The organism is Corynebacterium sp. LK28, assembly GCF_014335105.1.
GTDB lineage: Bacteria > Actinomycetota > Actinomycetes > Mycobacteriales > Mycobacteriaceae > Corynebacterium > Corynebacterium macclintockiae.
Genome location: NZ_PDGZ01000009.1, coordinates 193,412 through 208,496 on the forward strand (window position 1 = coordinate 193,412; position 15,085 = coordinate 208,496).

The 15,085-nt window shown below is 65.0% G+C and carries 10 protein-coding genes, 1 tRNA gene and 1 other RNA gene; 6 read left to right on the forward strand and 6 right to left on the reverse strand.

Annotated elements, in window-relative coordinates:
* The first annotated feature begins 74 nt into the window (after window positions 1-74).
* Window positions 75-2,729 (forward strand): MMPL family transporter, encoded by a 2,655-nt coding sequence (locus CRD15_RS04270; protein ID WP_187401992.1) that lies wholly within the window; start codon window positions 75-77, stop codon window positions 2,727-2,729.
* Window positions 2,730-2,823: 94 nt separating this feature from the next.
* Here CRD15_RS04270 and tgt read toward each other — a convergent pair whose 3' ends face one another.
* On the reverse strand, window positions 2,824-4,260 hold the full coding sequence (gene tgt / locus CRD15_RS04275) for a tRNA guanosine(34) transglycosylase Tgt (protein ID WP_187401993.1): 1,437 nt from the start codon (window positions 4,258-4,260) through the stop codon (window positions 2,824-2,826).
* A gap of 620 nt (window positions 4,261-4,880) precedes the next feature.
* Window positions 4,881-5,969, reverse strand: coding sequence for a hypothetical protein (locus tag CRD15_RS04280; protein WP_187401994.1), 1,089 nt, complete (start codon window positions 5,967-5,969; stop codon window positions 4,881-4,883).
* A gap of 96 nt (window positions 5,970-6,065) precedes the next feature.
* On the opposite strand from CRD15_RS04280, the gene CRD15_RS04285 reads away from it, so the two are divergent.
* On the forward strand, window positions 6,066-7,217 hold the full coding sequence (locus CRD15_RS04285; RefSeq protein ID WP_255463731.1) for a glutamyl-Q tRNA(Asp) synthetase: 1,152 nt from the start codon (window positions 6,066-6,068) through the stop codon (window positions 7,215-7,217).
* Window positions 7,218-7,284: 67 nt separating this feature from the next.
* Here the strand turns inward: CRD15_RS04285 and CRD15_RS04290 are convergent, their stop codons facing one another.
* Both CRD15_RS04290 and CRD15_RS04295 read right to left on the reverse strand, forming a co-directional pair.
* Window positions 7,285-8,130 (reverse strand): crotonase/enoyl-CoA hydratase family protein, encoded by an 846-nt coding sequence (locus CRD15_RS04290; RefSeq protein WP_187401995.1) that lies wholly within the window; start codon window positions 8,128-8,130, stop codon window positions 7,285-7,287.
* Between the two features lie 153 nt (window positions 8,131-8,283).
* A tRNA-Ser gene (locus tag CRD15_RS04295) sits at window positions 8,284-8,372 on the reverse strand.
* Between the two features lie 163 nt (window positions 8,373-8,535).
* Between CRD15_RS04295 and ffs the strand changes: the two genes are divergently transcribed.
* Window positions 8,536-8,630: signal recognition particle sRNA small type (ffs, locus tag CRD15_RS04300), an RNA gene on the forward strand.
* 33 nt (window positions 8,631-8,663) lie between these two features.
* Here ffs and CRD15_RS04305 read toward each other — a convergent pair.
* Window positions 8,664-9,707 carry a magnesium and cobalt transport protein CorA gene (locus tag CRD15_RS04305; protein ID WP_187401996.1) on the reverse strand — a complete coding sequence of 348 codons (1,044 nt, stop codon included), beginning with the start codon at window positions 9,705-9,707 and terminating at the stop codon, window positions 8,664-8,666.
* Between the two features lie 286 nt (window positions 9,708-9,993).
* Here CRD15_RS04305 and CRD15_RS04310 point away from each other — a divergent pair, with 286 nt between their 5' ends.
* Entirely contained in the window at window positions 9,994-11,277 is a 1,284-nt protein-coding gene (locus CRD15_RS04310; RefSeq protein WP_187401997.1) for an aminotransferase class I/II-fold pyridoxal phosphate-dependent enzyme, read from the forward strand.
* On the opposite strand, the gene CRD15_RS10110 is transcribed toward CRD15_RS04310, so the two are convergent.
* Complete coding sequence (locus CRD15_RS10110; RefSeq protein ID WP_187402044.1) at window positions 11,274-11,552, reverse strand: hypothetical protein; 279 nt, start codon at window positions 11,550-11,552, stop codon at window positions 11,274-11,276. The two genes, CRD15_RS04310 and CRD15_RS10110, sit on opposite strands and share 4 nt — an antisense overlap.
* On the opposite strand from CRD15_RS10110, the gene CRD15_RS04320 reads away from it, so the two are divergent.
* Together CRD15_RS04320 and CRD15_RS04325 are read left to right on the forward strand one after the other, a co-directional pair.
* Window positions 11,551-12,045: a suppressor of fused domain protein gene (locus tag CRD15_RS04320; protein WP_255463732.1), complete on the forward strand. Its 495-nt coding sequence runs from the start codon at window positions 11,551-11,553 to the stop codon at window positions 12,043-12,045. The two genes, CRD15_RS10110 and CRD15_RS04320, sit on opposite strands and share 2 nt — an antisense overlap.
* A gap of 44 nt (window positions 12,046-12,089) precedes the next feature.
* Window positions 12,090-14,984, forward strand: a complete 2,895-nt coding sequence (locus CRD15_RS04325) for a DNA polymerase III subunit gamma and tau (protein ID WP_187401999.1) — start codon at window positions 12,090-12,092, stop codon at window positions 14,982-14,984.
* The last annotated feature ends 101 nt before the right edge of the window (window positions 14,985-15,085 follow it).

Sequence of the window (15,085 nt, forward strand, 5' to 3'; positions counted from 1 at the left end):
GCAAACTAGAAGCAAGCGCAAGCAAACGTAAAAGCAGACACAAGCGAACGCACCAGCCGGCGGAAGGTCAACCAGTGGCGAAAATCCTGTTTAACCTCGGACGATGGTCCTACCTGCACAAAAAGCGGGTGATTGCCGCCTGGCTACTGCTGTTCGTCGGCATCGCAGCCGCCGCCCTGGGGTTCCAAAAGGGTTTCAACGACGTCTTCGAGATTAAGAACGTCCCCTCCACGCACGCCACGGAAATGCTGCAAGAGAACTTCCCTGGCACCAAAAACCCGGCCGAATCCACCGACGTCAACATCGTCTTCGCAGCCCCCGAGGGGAAGAAGCTCGAAGACCCAGAGCTGATGGCGGCGATGGATGAGACGGTGGCGTCATTAAGAAAGAACGTCCCCGACTTCAAAGAAGGGCCGCAGTTCGGCAACCCCGTAGAGCTCAACGACAAGCTGGGCAAACTGCTGGTACAGCAGATGACGAAGCAGGGCATGCCCGAAGCTACCGCGAAATCCGACGCGGAGAATCTGCGGATGTACTCCGCGGACGGGCGCTACGGCACGACGACCTTCAGCTACGACGTGCCGCTGCCCGCCGACGTGACCGACGAGGACCGGCAGGCGGTGTACGACGCGATCCAGATCTCGCGCGACGCGGGCATGGAGGTTGAAGTCGGCGGCCCCGGCTTCGGCGACCCGATTAAGGTCGAGCCGATCTCTGAGATCGCGGGCGTGGTCGTGGCGCTGATCATCCTTGCGTTCACGTTCGGTTCGCTGCTGGCGGCGGGGCTGCCGCTGGCCACCGCGATTGTGGGCGTGGGCATTGGCGCGCTGGTGACGGTCGGCGCGACGGCGCTGCTGCCGCTGAACTCCATCACCCCGACGCTGGGGCTGATGATCGGTCTGGCTGTCGGCATTGACTATGCGCTGTTCATCATGTCGCGCTACCGCGACGAGCTGCGGCAGGGCAGGTCGCGCCCGGATGCGATCGGCCTGGCCTCGGGCACTGCGGGTTCGGCGGTGGTGTTCGCGGGCCTGACGGTAACGGTTGCGCTGCTGGGGCTGCGCCTGGCGAACATCCCGTTCCTGTCGTACATGGGCCTCTTCGCGGCGATCAGTGTGGTGGTCGCGGTGGCTGTGGCGTTGACGTTCTTGCCCGCGTTGCTGGGGGCGTGTGGCTCGCGGGTCTTTCGTAAGGACGCCAATTTCGGGCAGCAGTACGCCTCCGCCCTCGTGGGGGAGAATTCGGCGCACGGGTATTTCACGGGCGGTCCGGCGGGTCGCAGGCGCGCGGTGCGCGTTGACGGCGAGAACACTCACGGGGAGCGCCAGCGCGTGGACGACGGTGCGCGGAAGCGCGGCCTGGCGAGCCGGTGGATTAGCTTGGTGTACCGCTTCCCAGGGATTTCGATCGCGGTGGTGATGCTGGTGCTGGCAGCGCTGACTCTGCCGGCGCTGAACCTGCAGCTATCGCTGCCGAATGACAAGACGGCGAACGTGGACTCCACCCAGCGCAAGGCCGCGGAGATGACGGAGGCGGGCTTCGGCCCGGGGCGCAACGCCCCGTTCCTCGTGATCGTCAACGGCAAGAATGCGGATCCGGATTCGTCCGCGCTGGCGACGTACATTAAGGGCCAGGCGGACATGCAGGCCGCGGAGGCGCCGGGCGGGGACGCGTCAGGCGGAGATGCGCCAGGCGGAGATGCGCCGGAGGCGCCGGGCGGGGAGGCGCCGGGTGGAAACGAGCAGGCCGCGGAGGCTGGCCAGGGGGCTGGCGACCGGGCTAAGGCCGCGGCGCAGGCGTCATTTATTTACACGATGGAGAACCTGGGCAGCAACATTCATGTCAAGCATGCGCAGCTCATCGGCCAGAGCGACGATGGGTACGTGGCGCAGCTGCTGATCACACCGCAGGGCGGGCCGACGGACGAAGGCACTGCCTCGCTGATCCACGCTCTGCGCAGCCAGCAGAGCGTGATCGAGAAGGAAACCGGCGTGGACATGGGCATCACCGGACTGATCCCCATCCAGCAGGACGTCACCAGCCAGTTGTCGAAGGCCATGCCGATCTACCTTGCGTTGGTCGTGGGGTTGGCGCTCGTGCTGCTGCTGATGATTTTCCGCAGCATCACCGTGCCGATCATGGCGGCACTCGGATTCCTGCTGTCCGTCGGCGGTGCCTTCGGCCTGACCGTGCTGGTCTGGCAGGAAGGCTGGGGCGGGCTGTGGAGCTCGCCGGGGCCGCTGATCAGCTTCATGCCGATCTTCCTCATCGGCGTGACGTTCGGGTTGGCGATGGACTACCAAGTGTTCATCGTGTCGCGCATGCGGGAACGCTTCAAGCATGAATCCGCTGAGGCGGCGCGGACCTCGAAGTACACGCCCGTCGAAGACTCGGTGATTTTCGGCTTTGGCATGGGTGCGAAAGTCGTCACCGTGGCGGCGCTGATCATGATCGGCGTGTTCGCCAGCTTCATCTTCCAGCCACTGCCGTTCGTGCAGATCTTCGGCTTCGCGCTGGGCGCCGCCGTGCTGTTCGACGCCTTCCTCGTGCGCATGACCTTCATCCCCGCCATGATGATGCTGCTCGGCAAGGCCACCTGGTACATGCCAAAGTGGCTGGACCGGGTGCTGCCGACCTTCGACATTGAAGGCTCGCAGCTGGAGCGCGACTTCCGCTCCGGGGAGATCCAGCGCTTCGACAACGCCGGGCGCCCGGCGAGCCCGCGCTAGCGGCGAACGGGCGCTCGCTGGAGCGCGTGCGTTAGCGAACAGGCGCGCGGCATGCATGCCCGCGCCTGCCCGCCGGCCGCCCGGCCTGCCCGCGCTAGCGCGAGCCCAGGCGCTCCCGCCACGTCGGCCCGTAGTAGCGCGCCATGAACTCCTCCCGGAACTCGTAGAAACGCCCCTGCTCCATGGACTCGCGAATCCGATCCACCAACCCCACCATGAAATGCAGATTGTGCAGCGTACACAACGTCCCGGCCAGATATTCCTTCGCCTTCAACAAGTGGTGAATATAAGCGCGCGAATAATTCTCCGAGACATAACCGCCTACTGCGGCGTCAATAGGAGAAAAATCCCTCTTAAACCGCGCGCCCATAAGATTCAGGCGACCGTCCAGCGTGTACACGCCACCGCGGCGGCCCAGGCGAGTCGGCGCGACGCAATCGAACGTGTCCGCGCCGGCCTCGATCGCCGTGAACAGGTCATCCGGCTCCGAGATGCCGAGCAGGTGGCGGGGCTTATCCTCCGGCAGCTCCTCGGCGACCCAGCGGACGATCGTGCCGAGGTTCTCCTTCTCCAGCGCTCCGCCGATGCCGAAGCCGCCGAAACCGCGGTTGCCCTGCGCCTCCGCCTCCTCGGACAGCTGCACCAGCCCACGGGCGGCCTGCCTGCGCAGATCCTCGTACTGCGCGCCCTGCACCACGCCCCACAGCGACTGCAGCGGACGGTGCGGGCGCAGATCCGTCAGGCGCTGGTGCTCCGCCAGGCAACGGCGAGCCCAGCGGTGCGTGCGCGCGACGGATTGCTCCTGGTAGGGGCGGGTATTCACCAGCGTGGTGAGCTCGTCGAACGCGAACATAATGTCCGCGCCCAGCTGGTGCTGGATCTGCATCGAAACCTCCGGCGTGAAGCGGTGCTTACTGCCGTCGATGACGCTGCGGAAATCCACGCCGTCCTCGTCCACCACGGCCATGCGCTTCTTCTGCTGCTGGATGATGTCCGCCTCGCTGCGGCCTTTTGTGTCCATGGCCAGGACTTTCTTGTAGCCCACGCCGAGGCTCATGACTTGGAAGCCGCCGGAGTCTGTGTACGTCGGCCCGTGCCAGTTCTCGAACTCTGCGAGCCCGCCGGCCTCGTCCACGATGTCCGGGCCCGGCTGGAGGTACAGGTGGTACGCGTTGGACAGCATCGCCTGCGCGCCCGTCGACCGCACCTGCTCGGGCGTGAGGGTCTTGACCGTTGCTTTTGTCGCTACCGGGATGAACGCTGGGGTGTGGATGTTCCCATGCGGAGTCTTTATGACGCCCGTACGCCCCAGCGCGCCAGCGCTTCCGTTAAGGCGCGCGCTTCCGTTAAGGCGCGCGTTTCCGCCGGAATTGGCATCCGCGTCCGTGCCAGCGCTTCCGTAAGCGCCCGCGCCTGCGCCTGCGCCCGCGCCCGCGCTGTCGCTATCGCGCAGCCGGGTGCGGACCTCGAAGGATAGGTCTGCAGTGCGTGCGCCTGTACCTGCGCTGGTGTTTCCCTGATTGTCGGCCATGGCGCCCTATTTTATCCTCCGCTTCCGTCGGCGCCCCCTTCCACGCCGCCGATTCCCCTTCCGCGCGGCTGATTCCCCTTCCCGTGTGGTCGATTTCCCGCCTGCATTCCTCCCCATTCCCGCTTGCCGGGCTCCCGTGCCGCCACATCAGCCCCACTGGTCCCATCTTCTGCCCGGGCCTATTGGCTGAGCGTTTACCCCTCCCTCCGGCCCGCCCCATCTGTCCCTCTAGTCCCATCAGTCCCAGGGCTGCCGAATCTCGGGGCGGGTCAAAATGCGAATGTCCCAAATCTTCGAGTTATTGAAAGTAGCAGGTATGAAGCGCAAAAACTCAACGCTCTGACCTGCGCAAACAGAATGGTTATATTTTAAGACGTGGAATTTGGGACATTTGGCCGTCCAAGCGTCGGAAAACCTGCAGAACGGCGTCGGCTCGTCTGACTGATCGGCGCATTCTCGCCCCTTTCGGCGCGGAGAAAATCGCTTAAACGGGCTTAGAATCGCTCTGCCGGATTTGGCGTCTTCCGTGCCGACTCGATGCACGCCCTACAGGTGAACTTATTCCCGCGCCGACGCCATTCTTCTTCCTTAGGAAAGCAACTACCTCCAGCTAGGAGCTGCTACTCCCACGCCGGCACACCTCCCCGGTAGTTGGTGGTGGGGAATTCGAGGCCATGCTGCGTCATTTGCTTATGAATCCTGCAGATGTCCGCCACGGCGCTTCCATCGCGGAAGTTATTGCGATCTACTCGGTAAATGCGCAGCCCTAGGTTCTGCAGTTTCCGCTCGCGCTCGCGTTCACTGAGGATCTGCCGCGCGGCGAAGACTTCCTCGTTGATCACGCCGCCTGCGCCAACACCAGCGCCGCTCAGTTGGCCATCGTCGAGTTTCGTGGAACCGGGTTGGTACTTACCCTGTCCGTCATATTCGATCACCAGTCCGCAGGGATAGAAAAAGTCCACGCGACCTGCGAAGTAGCCCTCGTAGTGTAACTCCACCTGCTGGAGAGGCGCAGGCAGTCCGGCCTCCCACAGTTTCACTTTTAGCTCGGATTCTCGCGGGCTCTCGGATGCACCGTTGATCAGTCGCAATGCGTCCCTCACCTTTGAGATCCCCCGGAGTTTCCGCAGTTTGCCTGCATCAGCGAGCAGAGCCGTAATAAATTCCGAAATCCCCACGCCGTCGGCACCGGCCGGTGCGGCGAATTCCGCGGCCACGACAGCATCCGCCACGCTGTGCCAACGGGCGAGGTCGATGATTGTGTCCGTTATGCAGGTGAGCCGCACTTCACGCAGCCCATTCGCGGTTACTACTTGTAGCATTTCTAGACGTTGCGTAGCTTTTGCATGCAACGGCCGCGCTGTTCGGAGGTGGCGTGTCACGTTGCTACCACCCGGCGGGTAGTATCCGATCTCGGCGTTCGGTTCTGCCCGTCCCGCGATCGGCAGCCCGTGCAGCAGCGCCGCGGAGCGCCCGCACAGCACGCCGTTTGTGCAGCTCAGGCCATGTGCGATCGCGTTCAATCGCACCTTCTCGGCACGCGGCAGCTCGTCCCAATGCGCGCGCTCGGCGTAGATCCCCGGCGCAATCTTGTGGTGCTTCCGCCCGCGCGACAGCCGTCGCCGCGCGCTGCTCGGGAGCTCTTTCGCCTCGATGAGCAGCGTTGTTGTTGTCTTTTCTTTCTGACGCCCCCACGCCAACGAATTCACATTTCCCCCACACGTTGAGCTTGTCCCCTTGGCTTCAAAGTATCGCAGATCCGCGGGTAGCCTTGCCAGAGAAAGTGGAAACAGGAGGCGACGGAGTTGGCTGAGGTTGCGAGCGGGGGACAGCGAGGGGCGGGGCGGTACGCGCCCAGCCCCTCGGGGGATCTGCATCTGGGGAATTTTCGGACCGCCGTGCTGGCGTGGTTGTTCGCCAAGCACGAGGGCCGCGAGTTTCGGATGCGGATCGACGATATTGATGCTCAGCGCTCGTCGGAAGAAAGTGCGAAACAGCAACTACGGGACCTTGCCACTATGGGGATTGGGTTCGAGGGGAGGCTGTGGCGTCAACAAGAATGCTGGTCAGAGTACGAAAAAGCGCTACAGACGCTGCGAGAAAAGGGGCTCGTGTACGAGTGCTACTGCTCGCGGAAGGACATCGCCGAAGCGGTCCGCGCGCCGCACGCCGCGCCGGGAGCGTACCCGGGAACGTGCCGCGACCTGGGGGAATCGGAGCGGGCGGCCAAGCGCGCGGAGTTAGCGGCGCGGGGGCGAGTGCCGGCGTTGCGGCTGCGCGCGGGCGTGGACGAGTGGGAAGTGCGCGAGCGGTTCGCCGTGGGCGGCGGGGTGTACCGCGGGGCGGTGGATGACATGGTGCTGCGGCGCGGCGGGAACGCGCCGAAGGGCGCGGGGGCCGGCGTGGGCGCGGGCGCGCCGGACGGTGGCGGAGCTGCGAGACCAGGCGTGGGGGCGTCGGCAGGCGGAGCTGCTGCGGGCGGGCAGGTGAACCGGGACTACGCCTACAACCTGGCCGTGGTTGTTGACGATGCGCTGGCCGGGGTGGGGCAGGTCGTGCGCGGGGATGACCTGCTGAGTTCCGCGCCGAGGCAGGCGTATCTGGCACACCTGCTGGGGTTGCCTCCGGTGGAGTATGTGCACGTTCCGCTGGTGTTGGGGCCGGACGGCAAGCGCCTGGCGAAGCGGGACGGGGCTGTCACGCTGCGGGACTTCCCGGGCGGGGCGCAGGGGATGCTGCGGTGGATCGCGGACTCGCTCGGTGAGGCGGTGGACGTCTCGGCGGCAGAAACAGTAGGCGCTGAAGTGGAGGCGGCGGGAGTGGCCGGGGCCGCTGGCGAGCCTGAGGTGGCAGTGGGCGGGGGAATTTCGCCCGCTGGCATGCTGCGGACGTTCCGACCCGAACTACTTCCCCGCGAGCCCGTGACCTGGCGCCCCGCGGAAAACGCAGAGGACTAGGGCGCGGCAAGTCGATGCGCAGCGTGGCCGACGCGCGGAAGCTAGCGCCCTGCGGAGGTTCCGCGCGCTAGCGCACTGCGCGCGGGCGGAACTTCGGCGGGATCTTCTTCTGCGCGGCCTTGCGTGCGATCTCTGCGTTTTTGCTCACCAGCAGCCGAGCCTGGCGCAGGCGCTCGCGGGCGAAAGTCCGCCGCTCGCCGGACTCCCACGTCTCGTCCACCAGCTTCTTAGCCAACGCCACCGAATCGGGAGAGCGCTCAATGATCTGCTGTGCCAGCTCCTCCGCTGCGGCCAGTGGATCCTCCACAGCCTTGGCCAGGCCTAGCTCCGCGGCGCGTTCCCCGGAGAATATCTCCCCGGTCATGGCCAGTCGCTTCACCTCGTCGATCGGCAGCAACTGCTTCAGGGACATGATCCCCGACATGTCCGGCACGAGGCCCCATTTCGCTTCCAGCACTGACCAGTGGGCGTCATTGCTCGTAAACCTAAAATCCGCCCCACAAGCGATCTGCACGCCACCGCCGAAGCAGTAGCCCTCCACCGCGGCGATCACCGGGAAGGGGAGGCGACGCCACGTCCACGGCGCCTCCTGGAATGTGTTGGTGCCGCGTAGGGGACGCGGGATGAAATGCGAAAGCATGCGCGGCGGGCTTTTCAGCGTATCCGCGAAGTCAAGGCCCGCGGAGAAGTTGCCTTCCGCACCGGAGAGGATGACCACGCGGACGGAGCGGTCGCGGCGGAGCGTGTGCGCGGTGGAGATCAACTGCTGGAGCAGGTCTATCGTCAGCGAGTTCAGTTTGCGGGGGCGGTTCAGGCGGACGTAGACGAGGCCGGGAATGGACTCGGAGTATTCCGTGGTGACGAGTGGGTTGGTGTCGGACGCGCCGGTGCTGGACGGGCTGGTAGCAGTCATGCCTTTCAACCTAGGGCACGGCGGATCGTGCAGTGGCGGGATTGGAGAAACCAGGGGCTAGGCAGGTTCACCAGGGTAAGCAGTAGAAAAACAAAACCGGCGCCGGGAACCGCGTTGCGGTCACCGAGCGCCGGTGCCTCACTATGTGAGATGTGGCGGAGGATAGGGGATTTGAACCCCTGAGGGATGTGACTCCCGCACGCGTTCCAGGCGTGTGACATAGGCCGCTAGTCGAATCCTCCATGCCGAACGGCAGAACAAAAGAGTAGCTCTGACGTACTCATGACAGGCTACACAACGCTGCCTTTAGTTTCCAAATCCGGTGCTAGGGGTTGGAAAGTGGGCGTCCATACACAAGAAAGAACGAGCCTTTGGAACAACGAGTGCGCGTGAGTTAGTATGGGCAGCGGATTCCGCGCGGCGTGTATCTTGTGAACTCCCCCAGGGCAGGAATGCAGCAAGGGTCAACGAGCTCTGACGGGTGCGCGGGGTCCCCTTTTTATGCCCGTGTTATGCCCGCTTCGGTGCCCGCGCTACAGCCAGTTATTGCGCTTGAACCACCACCACATCAGCACAACCACGCCGACCATCGCGGCCAAGCAGACGTAGTAGGCGTAGTGCCACTGCAGCTCCGGCATGTTTTCGAAGTTCATGCCGTACACACCCGCAATCATCGTAGGGGCAGCGGCCATACCGACGACCGCGGAAATCGTGCGCATATCTTGGTTTTGACGCAAAGAAATGATCGCCGAACCCGCGTGAATAAGGGAAGTCAGGCGCTCGTCGAAAGAATCGATCTTGTCCTTGGCCAGCATGGCGTGGTCCAAAACATCGCGGAAGAACGCTCTGATCTGCTTCGACGTTAGATCCTTGTGGTTGTCGATCAGCGCGCGCAGGGCGGGGATCAGGGGGTCGATGGCGTGGCGCATCTCCAGGATCTCGCGCTTGAGGACGTAGATATTCTCGATGTCGAACTCGGCGCCGAGGGTGAAGACTTCCTCTTCCAGTCCATCAACTCGGTCTTCTAGAGCCTCCGCAATGCGCGTGTATTCGTCGACGAGGTAGTCGGTGATCGCCCAGGCAATCGACAGCGGCCCCTTGCTGCGCAGCTCCGGCGCCTGCTCTAGACGCCTTTCCGGGTTGGGCAGATCCGTGCCGTGGGACACGACGATGATGAACTTCCGGCCGATGACCATCTGCACCTCGCCGGTCTGAATGATGTCGCGCCGGTCGACCAGGTCCTTGTTGCCCGCGTAGCGGACGGAACGGACGACGGTGAACAGCTGATCTTCGTAGCGCTCCAGCTTGGCGCGCTGGTGGGCGTTAACGGCATCCTCGACGATGAGCTCGTCGACGTCGTAGCGCTGGGCCACCTTCGTCATCTGCTCCTCGGAGGGTTCCTCCAGGTCGACCAGGACGAAGTCCTTGCTGGTGCCATCCGACAGCGCTTCAATGTCTTTCAGCGCCGTGGCGTAGTTCGCCTGGCCTGGGTACTGCTTGCCCTGCACGTAAAGGCGACATTCACGGATGGCGCGTTCGACGGGTACCCGGATTCGGTTGGGTGGTGTGTGTGCCATGGTGGATCCTTTCCAACTCAATCCGACAGACGGTGCGCGGGCAGTGCGTGGGCAGTGCACGGGTAGTGCGCGCGGGGCGCGGGAGGGCGCTAGGGCATGCTTGTGCGCTTCAACTCGTCGATATCCTAGCGCTCGGCGGTGCCGCCTGCAGGTAGCGGTGGTGCGGATCGCCGGGGCCGCGGCGCCCACAGCGCCGGGGCGCGCTGTCCGGGGCTTCGGTTAGACTTGCAGAAAGAAAGCCACACCGATGGCTAGCCCAGCACGCCACAAGCGGGAGAGACTGCATATGAATATCGATAACGTCAACGCCGAACTCCTCCTCAGCATGAAGGAGGATGTCCGTCAGGCTTATGAAGAGCTTCACTCCAAGGGTCTGAACCTCGACCTCACGCGCGGTAAGCCGTCGGCGGAGCAGCTGGATTTCTCGGTGGATCTGCTGAGCCTGCCGGGGGAGAACTTCACCTCGCCCTCCGGGGTTGACGTGCGCAACTACGGCGGTGGCGTTGGCCTGACGGAGGTCCGTCAGCTGTGGGCGGACGTCTTGGGGCTGCCGGTGGATAACGTCATCGCCGGTGATGCCTCCAGCCTGAACATCATGTTCGACCTGATCAACTGGGCCTACACCTTCGGCACCAACGATTCCGAGCGCCCGTGGTCGGCCGAGGAGAAGCTGAAGTGGATCTGCCCCGTGCCGGGCTACGACCGCCACCACTCCATCACCGAGCTGTTTGGCTTCGAGATGCTGACCGTTGATATGACCGACGAAGGCCCCGACATGGACCAGGTTCGCGAGTTGGCGAAGGACCCGGCAGTGAAGGGCATGTGGGCCGTGCCGATGTTCGCCAACCCGACGGGCGTGACGTACTCGCAGCAGACCGCCGAGGCGCTGGCTGCGATGGAAACCGGCGCCCCGGACTTCCGCATCGTTTGGGATAACGCCTACGCGGTACACACGCTGACCGGCGAGTTCCCGGAGATCATCAACATCCTCGACGTCGCCGAAAAGGCGGGCAACCCGAACCGTTTCTGGGCCATGTCCTCCACCTCTAAGATCACGTTCGCGGGCGCGGGCCTGGCCTTCTTCGCTTCCTCCACGGAGAACCTGGAGTGGTACAAGAAGATCGCCAACGTGCGTGGCATTGGTCCGAACAAGGTCAACCAGCTGGCCCACCTGCAGTACCTGAAGGATGCCGAGGGCGTGCGCGACCTCATGCGCAAGCACGCGGGTTCCCTGGGGCCGAAGTTCACCCGTGTGGTGGAGATCCTGGAGCGCCGCCTGGGCTCGGCCAACGTTGCCGAGTGGACCGTCCCGGAGGGTGGCTACTTCATCTCCGTGAACCTGCTGGACGGCACTGCCTCCCGCGTTGTGGAGCTGGCGAAGAAGGCCGGCGTGGCCCTGACCGCCGCGGGCTCCACCTACCCGCTGAAGCAGGATCCGAACGATCGCAACCTGCGCCTGGCGCCGTCCATGCCGACGATCGAACAGCTGGAGATCGCCATGGAGGGCTTTGCCACCTGCGTGCTCTACGCCGCGATCGAGATGGTCGAGCACGCCGCGGGCCAGCGCTAGAGCGCAGACAGCGCAGACAGCACAGACCTAGCACCGTCAGCCAGCTTCGAGGAGGTCGTCATCAACACCGAGGAAACATTCGTCTGGGTCCAGGGCTTACTGCCCGGCGAGCCGACCATCGCGCGTCGCAGGATCGGCGATTCCTTCCCCGAGTTCGCTGTCGCCGAGGTGTTTCTTGGTGACGCCCCCGCGGGCCAGAACCACACACCCCAGGAGGGTGACGCTGGATCCGCGGAGAGTGGCGATGAAGCCGTGCTAGCGGAGACGGTGGCCATGACCATTGACGCAGGGCGATTGGAATCGGGGCTGGAAACAGAAGATGGCTCCGACCTGCGCGTTGAGCTGCTGACAGTGGTCAGCGGGCACGACGATACCGCCGCCGACCTGCTGGCACATGCCGCGTCGATGATCTCCCAGGATCCCGGCCACTGGTCACCGCAGCCGGGCACCTTGCTGCCGGACGTGGTGCAGCAGATGGATGCGGATTCCGAACGGAAGATCACCGCCCGCAACGGTCTGCTGGTGGTTCCCTATGTATGGGACGACGGCGTGCCGCACGTCCACGAAGTCACCTCCGGCGGCGCGAGCCGCCACTCGAAGGAAGGCGACACGGACGTGGAGTTCACCCACCCCGGCCGGCTGACGATCGTCGCGCAACTGGTGATGCTCACCGACGAGGAAGCTGAACTAGCGCAGACGGCCGGTGTGGCTGCGGTGCAGGAGCGGTTGGTGCGTGAGGGCGTCAATATCAACAACATCTGGCGCTAAGGCAACCGCAACTGGTCGTCCTCAGCGGAATGTAGGGTAGGTTCGTGGCACTTTATAGGAAATATCGTCCGGCGACGTTTGCCGAGGTCGTGGGGCAATCTCACGTGACCGAGCCGTTGTCGGTGGCGCTGGACAGCGGGCGGATCAACCACGCGTACCTGTTCTCCGGGCCGCGCGGCTGTGGCAAGACGTCGTCGGCGCGCATTCTGGCGCGGTCGCTGAACTGCGTGGAAGGGCCGACGTCCATGCCCTGCGGAAAGTGCGAATCCTGCGTATCGCTGGCTCCTGGCGGGCCGGGGAACCTGGACGTTACGGAGCTGGACGCCGCCACGCACAACGGCGTGGACGACATGCGCGAGCTGCGCGAACGCGCCTTCTATGCGCCTGCGGAATCGCGCTACCGGGTGTTCATTATCGACGAGGCGCACATGATCTCCACGGCAGGCTTCAACGCGCTGCTGAAGATCGTGGAGGAGCCGCCGGAGCACCTGATCTTCATCTTCGCGACGACGGAGCCGGAGAAGCTGCTGCAGACGATCCGTTCCCGAACCCACAATTACCCGTTCCGACTGTTGGCTCCACCAGATATGCGCGGGCTGCTGGAATCGGTGGTGTCCGGCGAGGGGGTGCCGGTGGAAGATGCCGTGTATCCGCTGGTCATCCGCGCGGGTGGTGGCTCGCCGCGTGACTCGCTGTCGATTATGGACCAGCTGCTGGCCGGCGCTGGTCCGGAGGGGGTGACGTACAACCGTGCGCTGGCCCTGCTGGGTGTTACGGATTCCACCCTGATCGACCGCGCGGTGGATGCGCTGGCGGAGCATGACTCTGCGGCGCTGTTCGCCGTGGTCGACGAGGTGATTGACGCGGGCTACGACCCGCGTCGCTTCGGCGAGGATCTGCTGGATCGCTTCCGCGATCTGCTGGTGGTGCAGGCCGTGCCGGATGCCTTCGACCGAGGGTTGGTTAATGCGCCGGAGGAATCCCGCGACGTGCTGCGCGAGCAGGCGCAGAAGCTGGGGCAGGCGACGCTGACGCGGTGCGCGTCCCTCGTGAACGAGGGGCTGGCGCACATGCGTGGCGCCACGGCACCGCGACTGTTGCTGGAGATCCTGTGTGCTCGCATGGCGCTGCCCGCCGCAGGCATGACGGTAGAAGCGCTGGCGCAGCGGGTGGAGGCCTTGGAGAAGGGGCACGGCGGAGCTGGCGGCGCGGGTGCTAGTGGCGCCGCGGGAAACGGCGCGGGTGCTTTGCCTGGTGCCGTGGCTGGCTCGGGAATGAGCGCGGGCGCCAGCGGTGCTGGCTCTGGCGCAGGCGCGGGTTCAGGCTCGCGCACGAGCGTCGACACTGGCGTGCGTGGCAGTCGTGCGGAGATGTTCGCGCGCCGAAGGAAGGCCGCGCAGCAGGCCGTGCCCCAGGCTGAGCCCCAGAACGCCGAGCCCCAGAACGCCGAGCCGCAGAACGCCGAACCGGCGCGAGCTGCTGAATCCTCGGCTGCGGGGCAGACTCCCGCCACGGAGCAGCCCCAGCCTCAAGAGGCGAAGTCCGCCGCGACAACGGAGGCTGTAGCAGCGGCAGCGGAAACTTCCCCAGAGCAGGAATCCCCGGCCATCGCTGAGGCGCGCCGGGCTCGCGACATCTTGCAGCGTCATCGCCAGGCCAGCGCTGCGGAGTCTGCGCCCGCGGAGGCTGCTTCCAAGGCACCCGCCCTTGTGGCGGAGGATTCCGCGGAGGCCGCGTCCCAGGAGGCGTCCGCACCGGCAGAATCCGCACAGCCCGCGTCCGCACCAGCTAAGGCCACCACGATCGACTCTGAAACCTGGGGTCGCGTCATGGAAGCCATCCATGACCAGGATCTAAGCGCCTGGATTGCCCTCCGTGGGGCCACGCTTCGTTCGTCCCAACCCACCCCCGGCGAGATCCACGTTGACCACCACACCGGCTCGCTGGCGCGACTGGTCAGCGGGCAGAAGAACGCGGAAGCCTATGCTCGGGCGATCAAGGACGTCACAGGGAACACCGCCCGCATCGTCGTCTTCGTCGGCGACGAAGCTATCGGCGCTGGTTCAAACGGAGCCGCTGAAGCTGCCGGAGCCACCGGAGCTGCTGAAGCTACCGGGAGCAATGAATCCACGGGAGGCGATGAGCCGGGAAAATCTGAACCGGCGGCGGCACAGCCCACCGCCGGTGAGGGACCAACGCCAGCCTCCACACCGGTGAACCCCGTGCCAGCGGAAACCCCGATGGACGTAGCGGCCTCCCGCAGTGCAGCCAGCAGTGCCCTGGAGCGCGCCCGCGCGATGGAAGAAGCCATGCGCAAGGCTTCGCACTCCCACCGCAACGCAGGCGCAGCAGGCAAAGGCGCAAGAGCTGGCGCTGGTACTGGGAATGGCACTGGAACTGGTGCTGGCGCTGGGACGGCGACCAACGCCAACCAGGCTGACTCGCAGGAAGACCCGAACTCCGGCTGGCGTGCCCGCGCTGAACGCGCCAAGGCACGCAAGAAATACAACATGGAGAACGGCTTCAACGGCGTGCCCCTACCCGACGAGCCGCCAGTTGATGCCTACGGAGACGGACCCGTCGACAACTGGAATGGCGGCGCAGCCGCCGGCACCAACGCAGCAGCCGACCCCGGCTATGCCGCCGACGTGCCGTTGCCTCCCGAACCGTCCGAACCGTCCGAACCGTCCGAACCGACTGGCCCGACCGAACCGACCGGCCGGACGGAAGGTCCCATGTCCCAGGCCGCACACCGCCAGCCCCAGGCTGAAACGGTTGCTGGTGGGGACGAGGGGGCGTCCCAAAGAAATGAGCAGAGGGAACGCGACGAGCTGCTCGCCGACCTAGAGAGCGCGCCCGGGCAGCGCGACCACCGCACGCCGCTGGAAATCGCAGGTGAACTGATCGAAAAGAGCCTCGGTGCGGAGCGAGTTCGCTAAGCGTGAACAGCGCGCCGCCCACACGCGACAGCGCCTAACGCGCCTGTCCGGGCCGACCGGTACAGTTGTGAAAGAACAAAGCCAGTAAAAGCCGACGAAAG

Bases quoted from the DNA above. Each gene is read 5' to 3' on its own strand.
- CRD15_RS04310 (WP_187401997.1), top strand. From the start codon at position 9,994: ATGAATATCGATAACGTCAACGCCGAACTCCTCCTCAGCATGAAGGAG.
- CRD15_RS04320 (WP_255463732.1), top strand. From the start codon at position 11,551: ATGACCATTGACGCAGGGCGATTGGAATCGGGGCTGGAAACAGAAGAT.
- CRD15_RS10110 (WP_187402044.1), bottom strand. From the start codon at position 11,552: ATGGCCACCGTCTCCGCTAGCACGGCTTCATCGCCACTCTCCGCGGAT.
- tgt (WP_187401993.1), bottom strand. From the start codon at position 4,260: ATGGCCGACAATCAGGGAAACACCAGCGCAGGTACAGGCGCACGCACT.
- CRD15_RS04290 (WP_187401995.1), bottom strand. From the start codon at position 8,130: ATGACTGCTACCAGCCCGTCCAGCACCGGCGCGTCCGACACCAACCCA.
- CRD15_RS04305 (WP_187401996.1), bottom strand. From the start codon at position 9,707: ATGGCACACACACCACCCAACCGAATCCGGGTACCCGTCGAACGCGCC.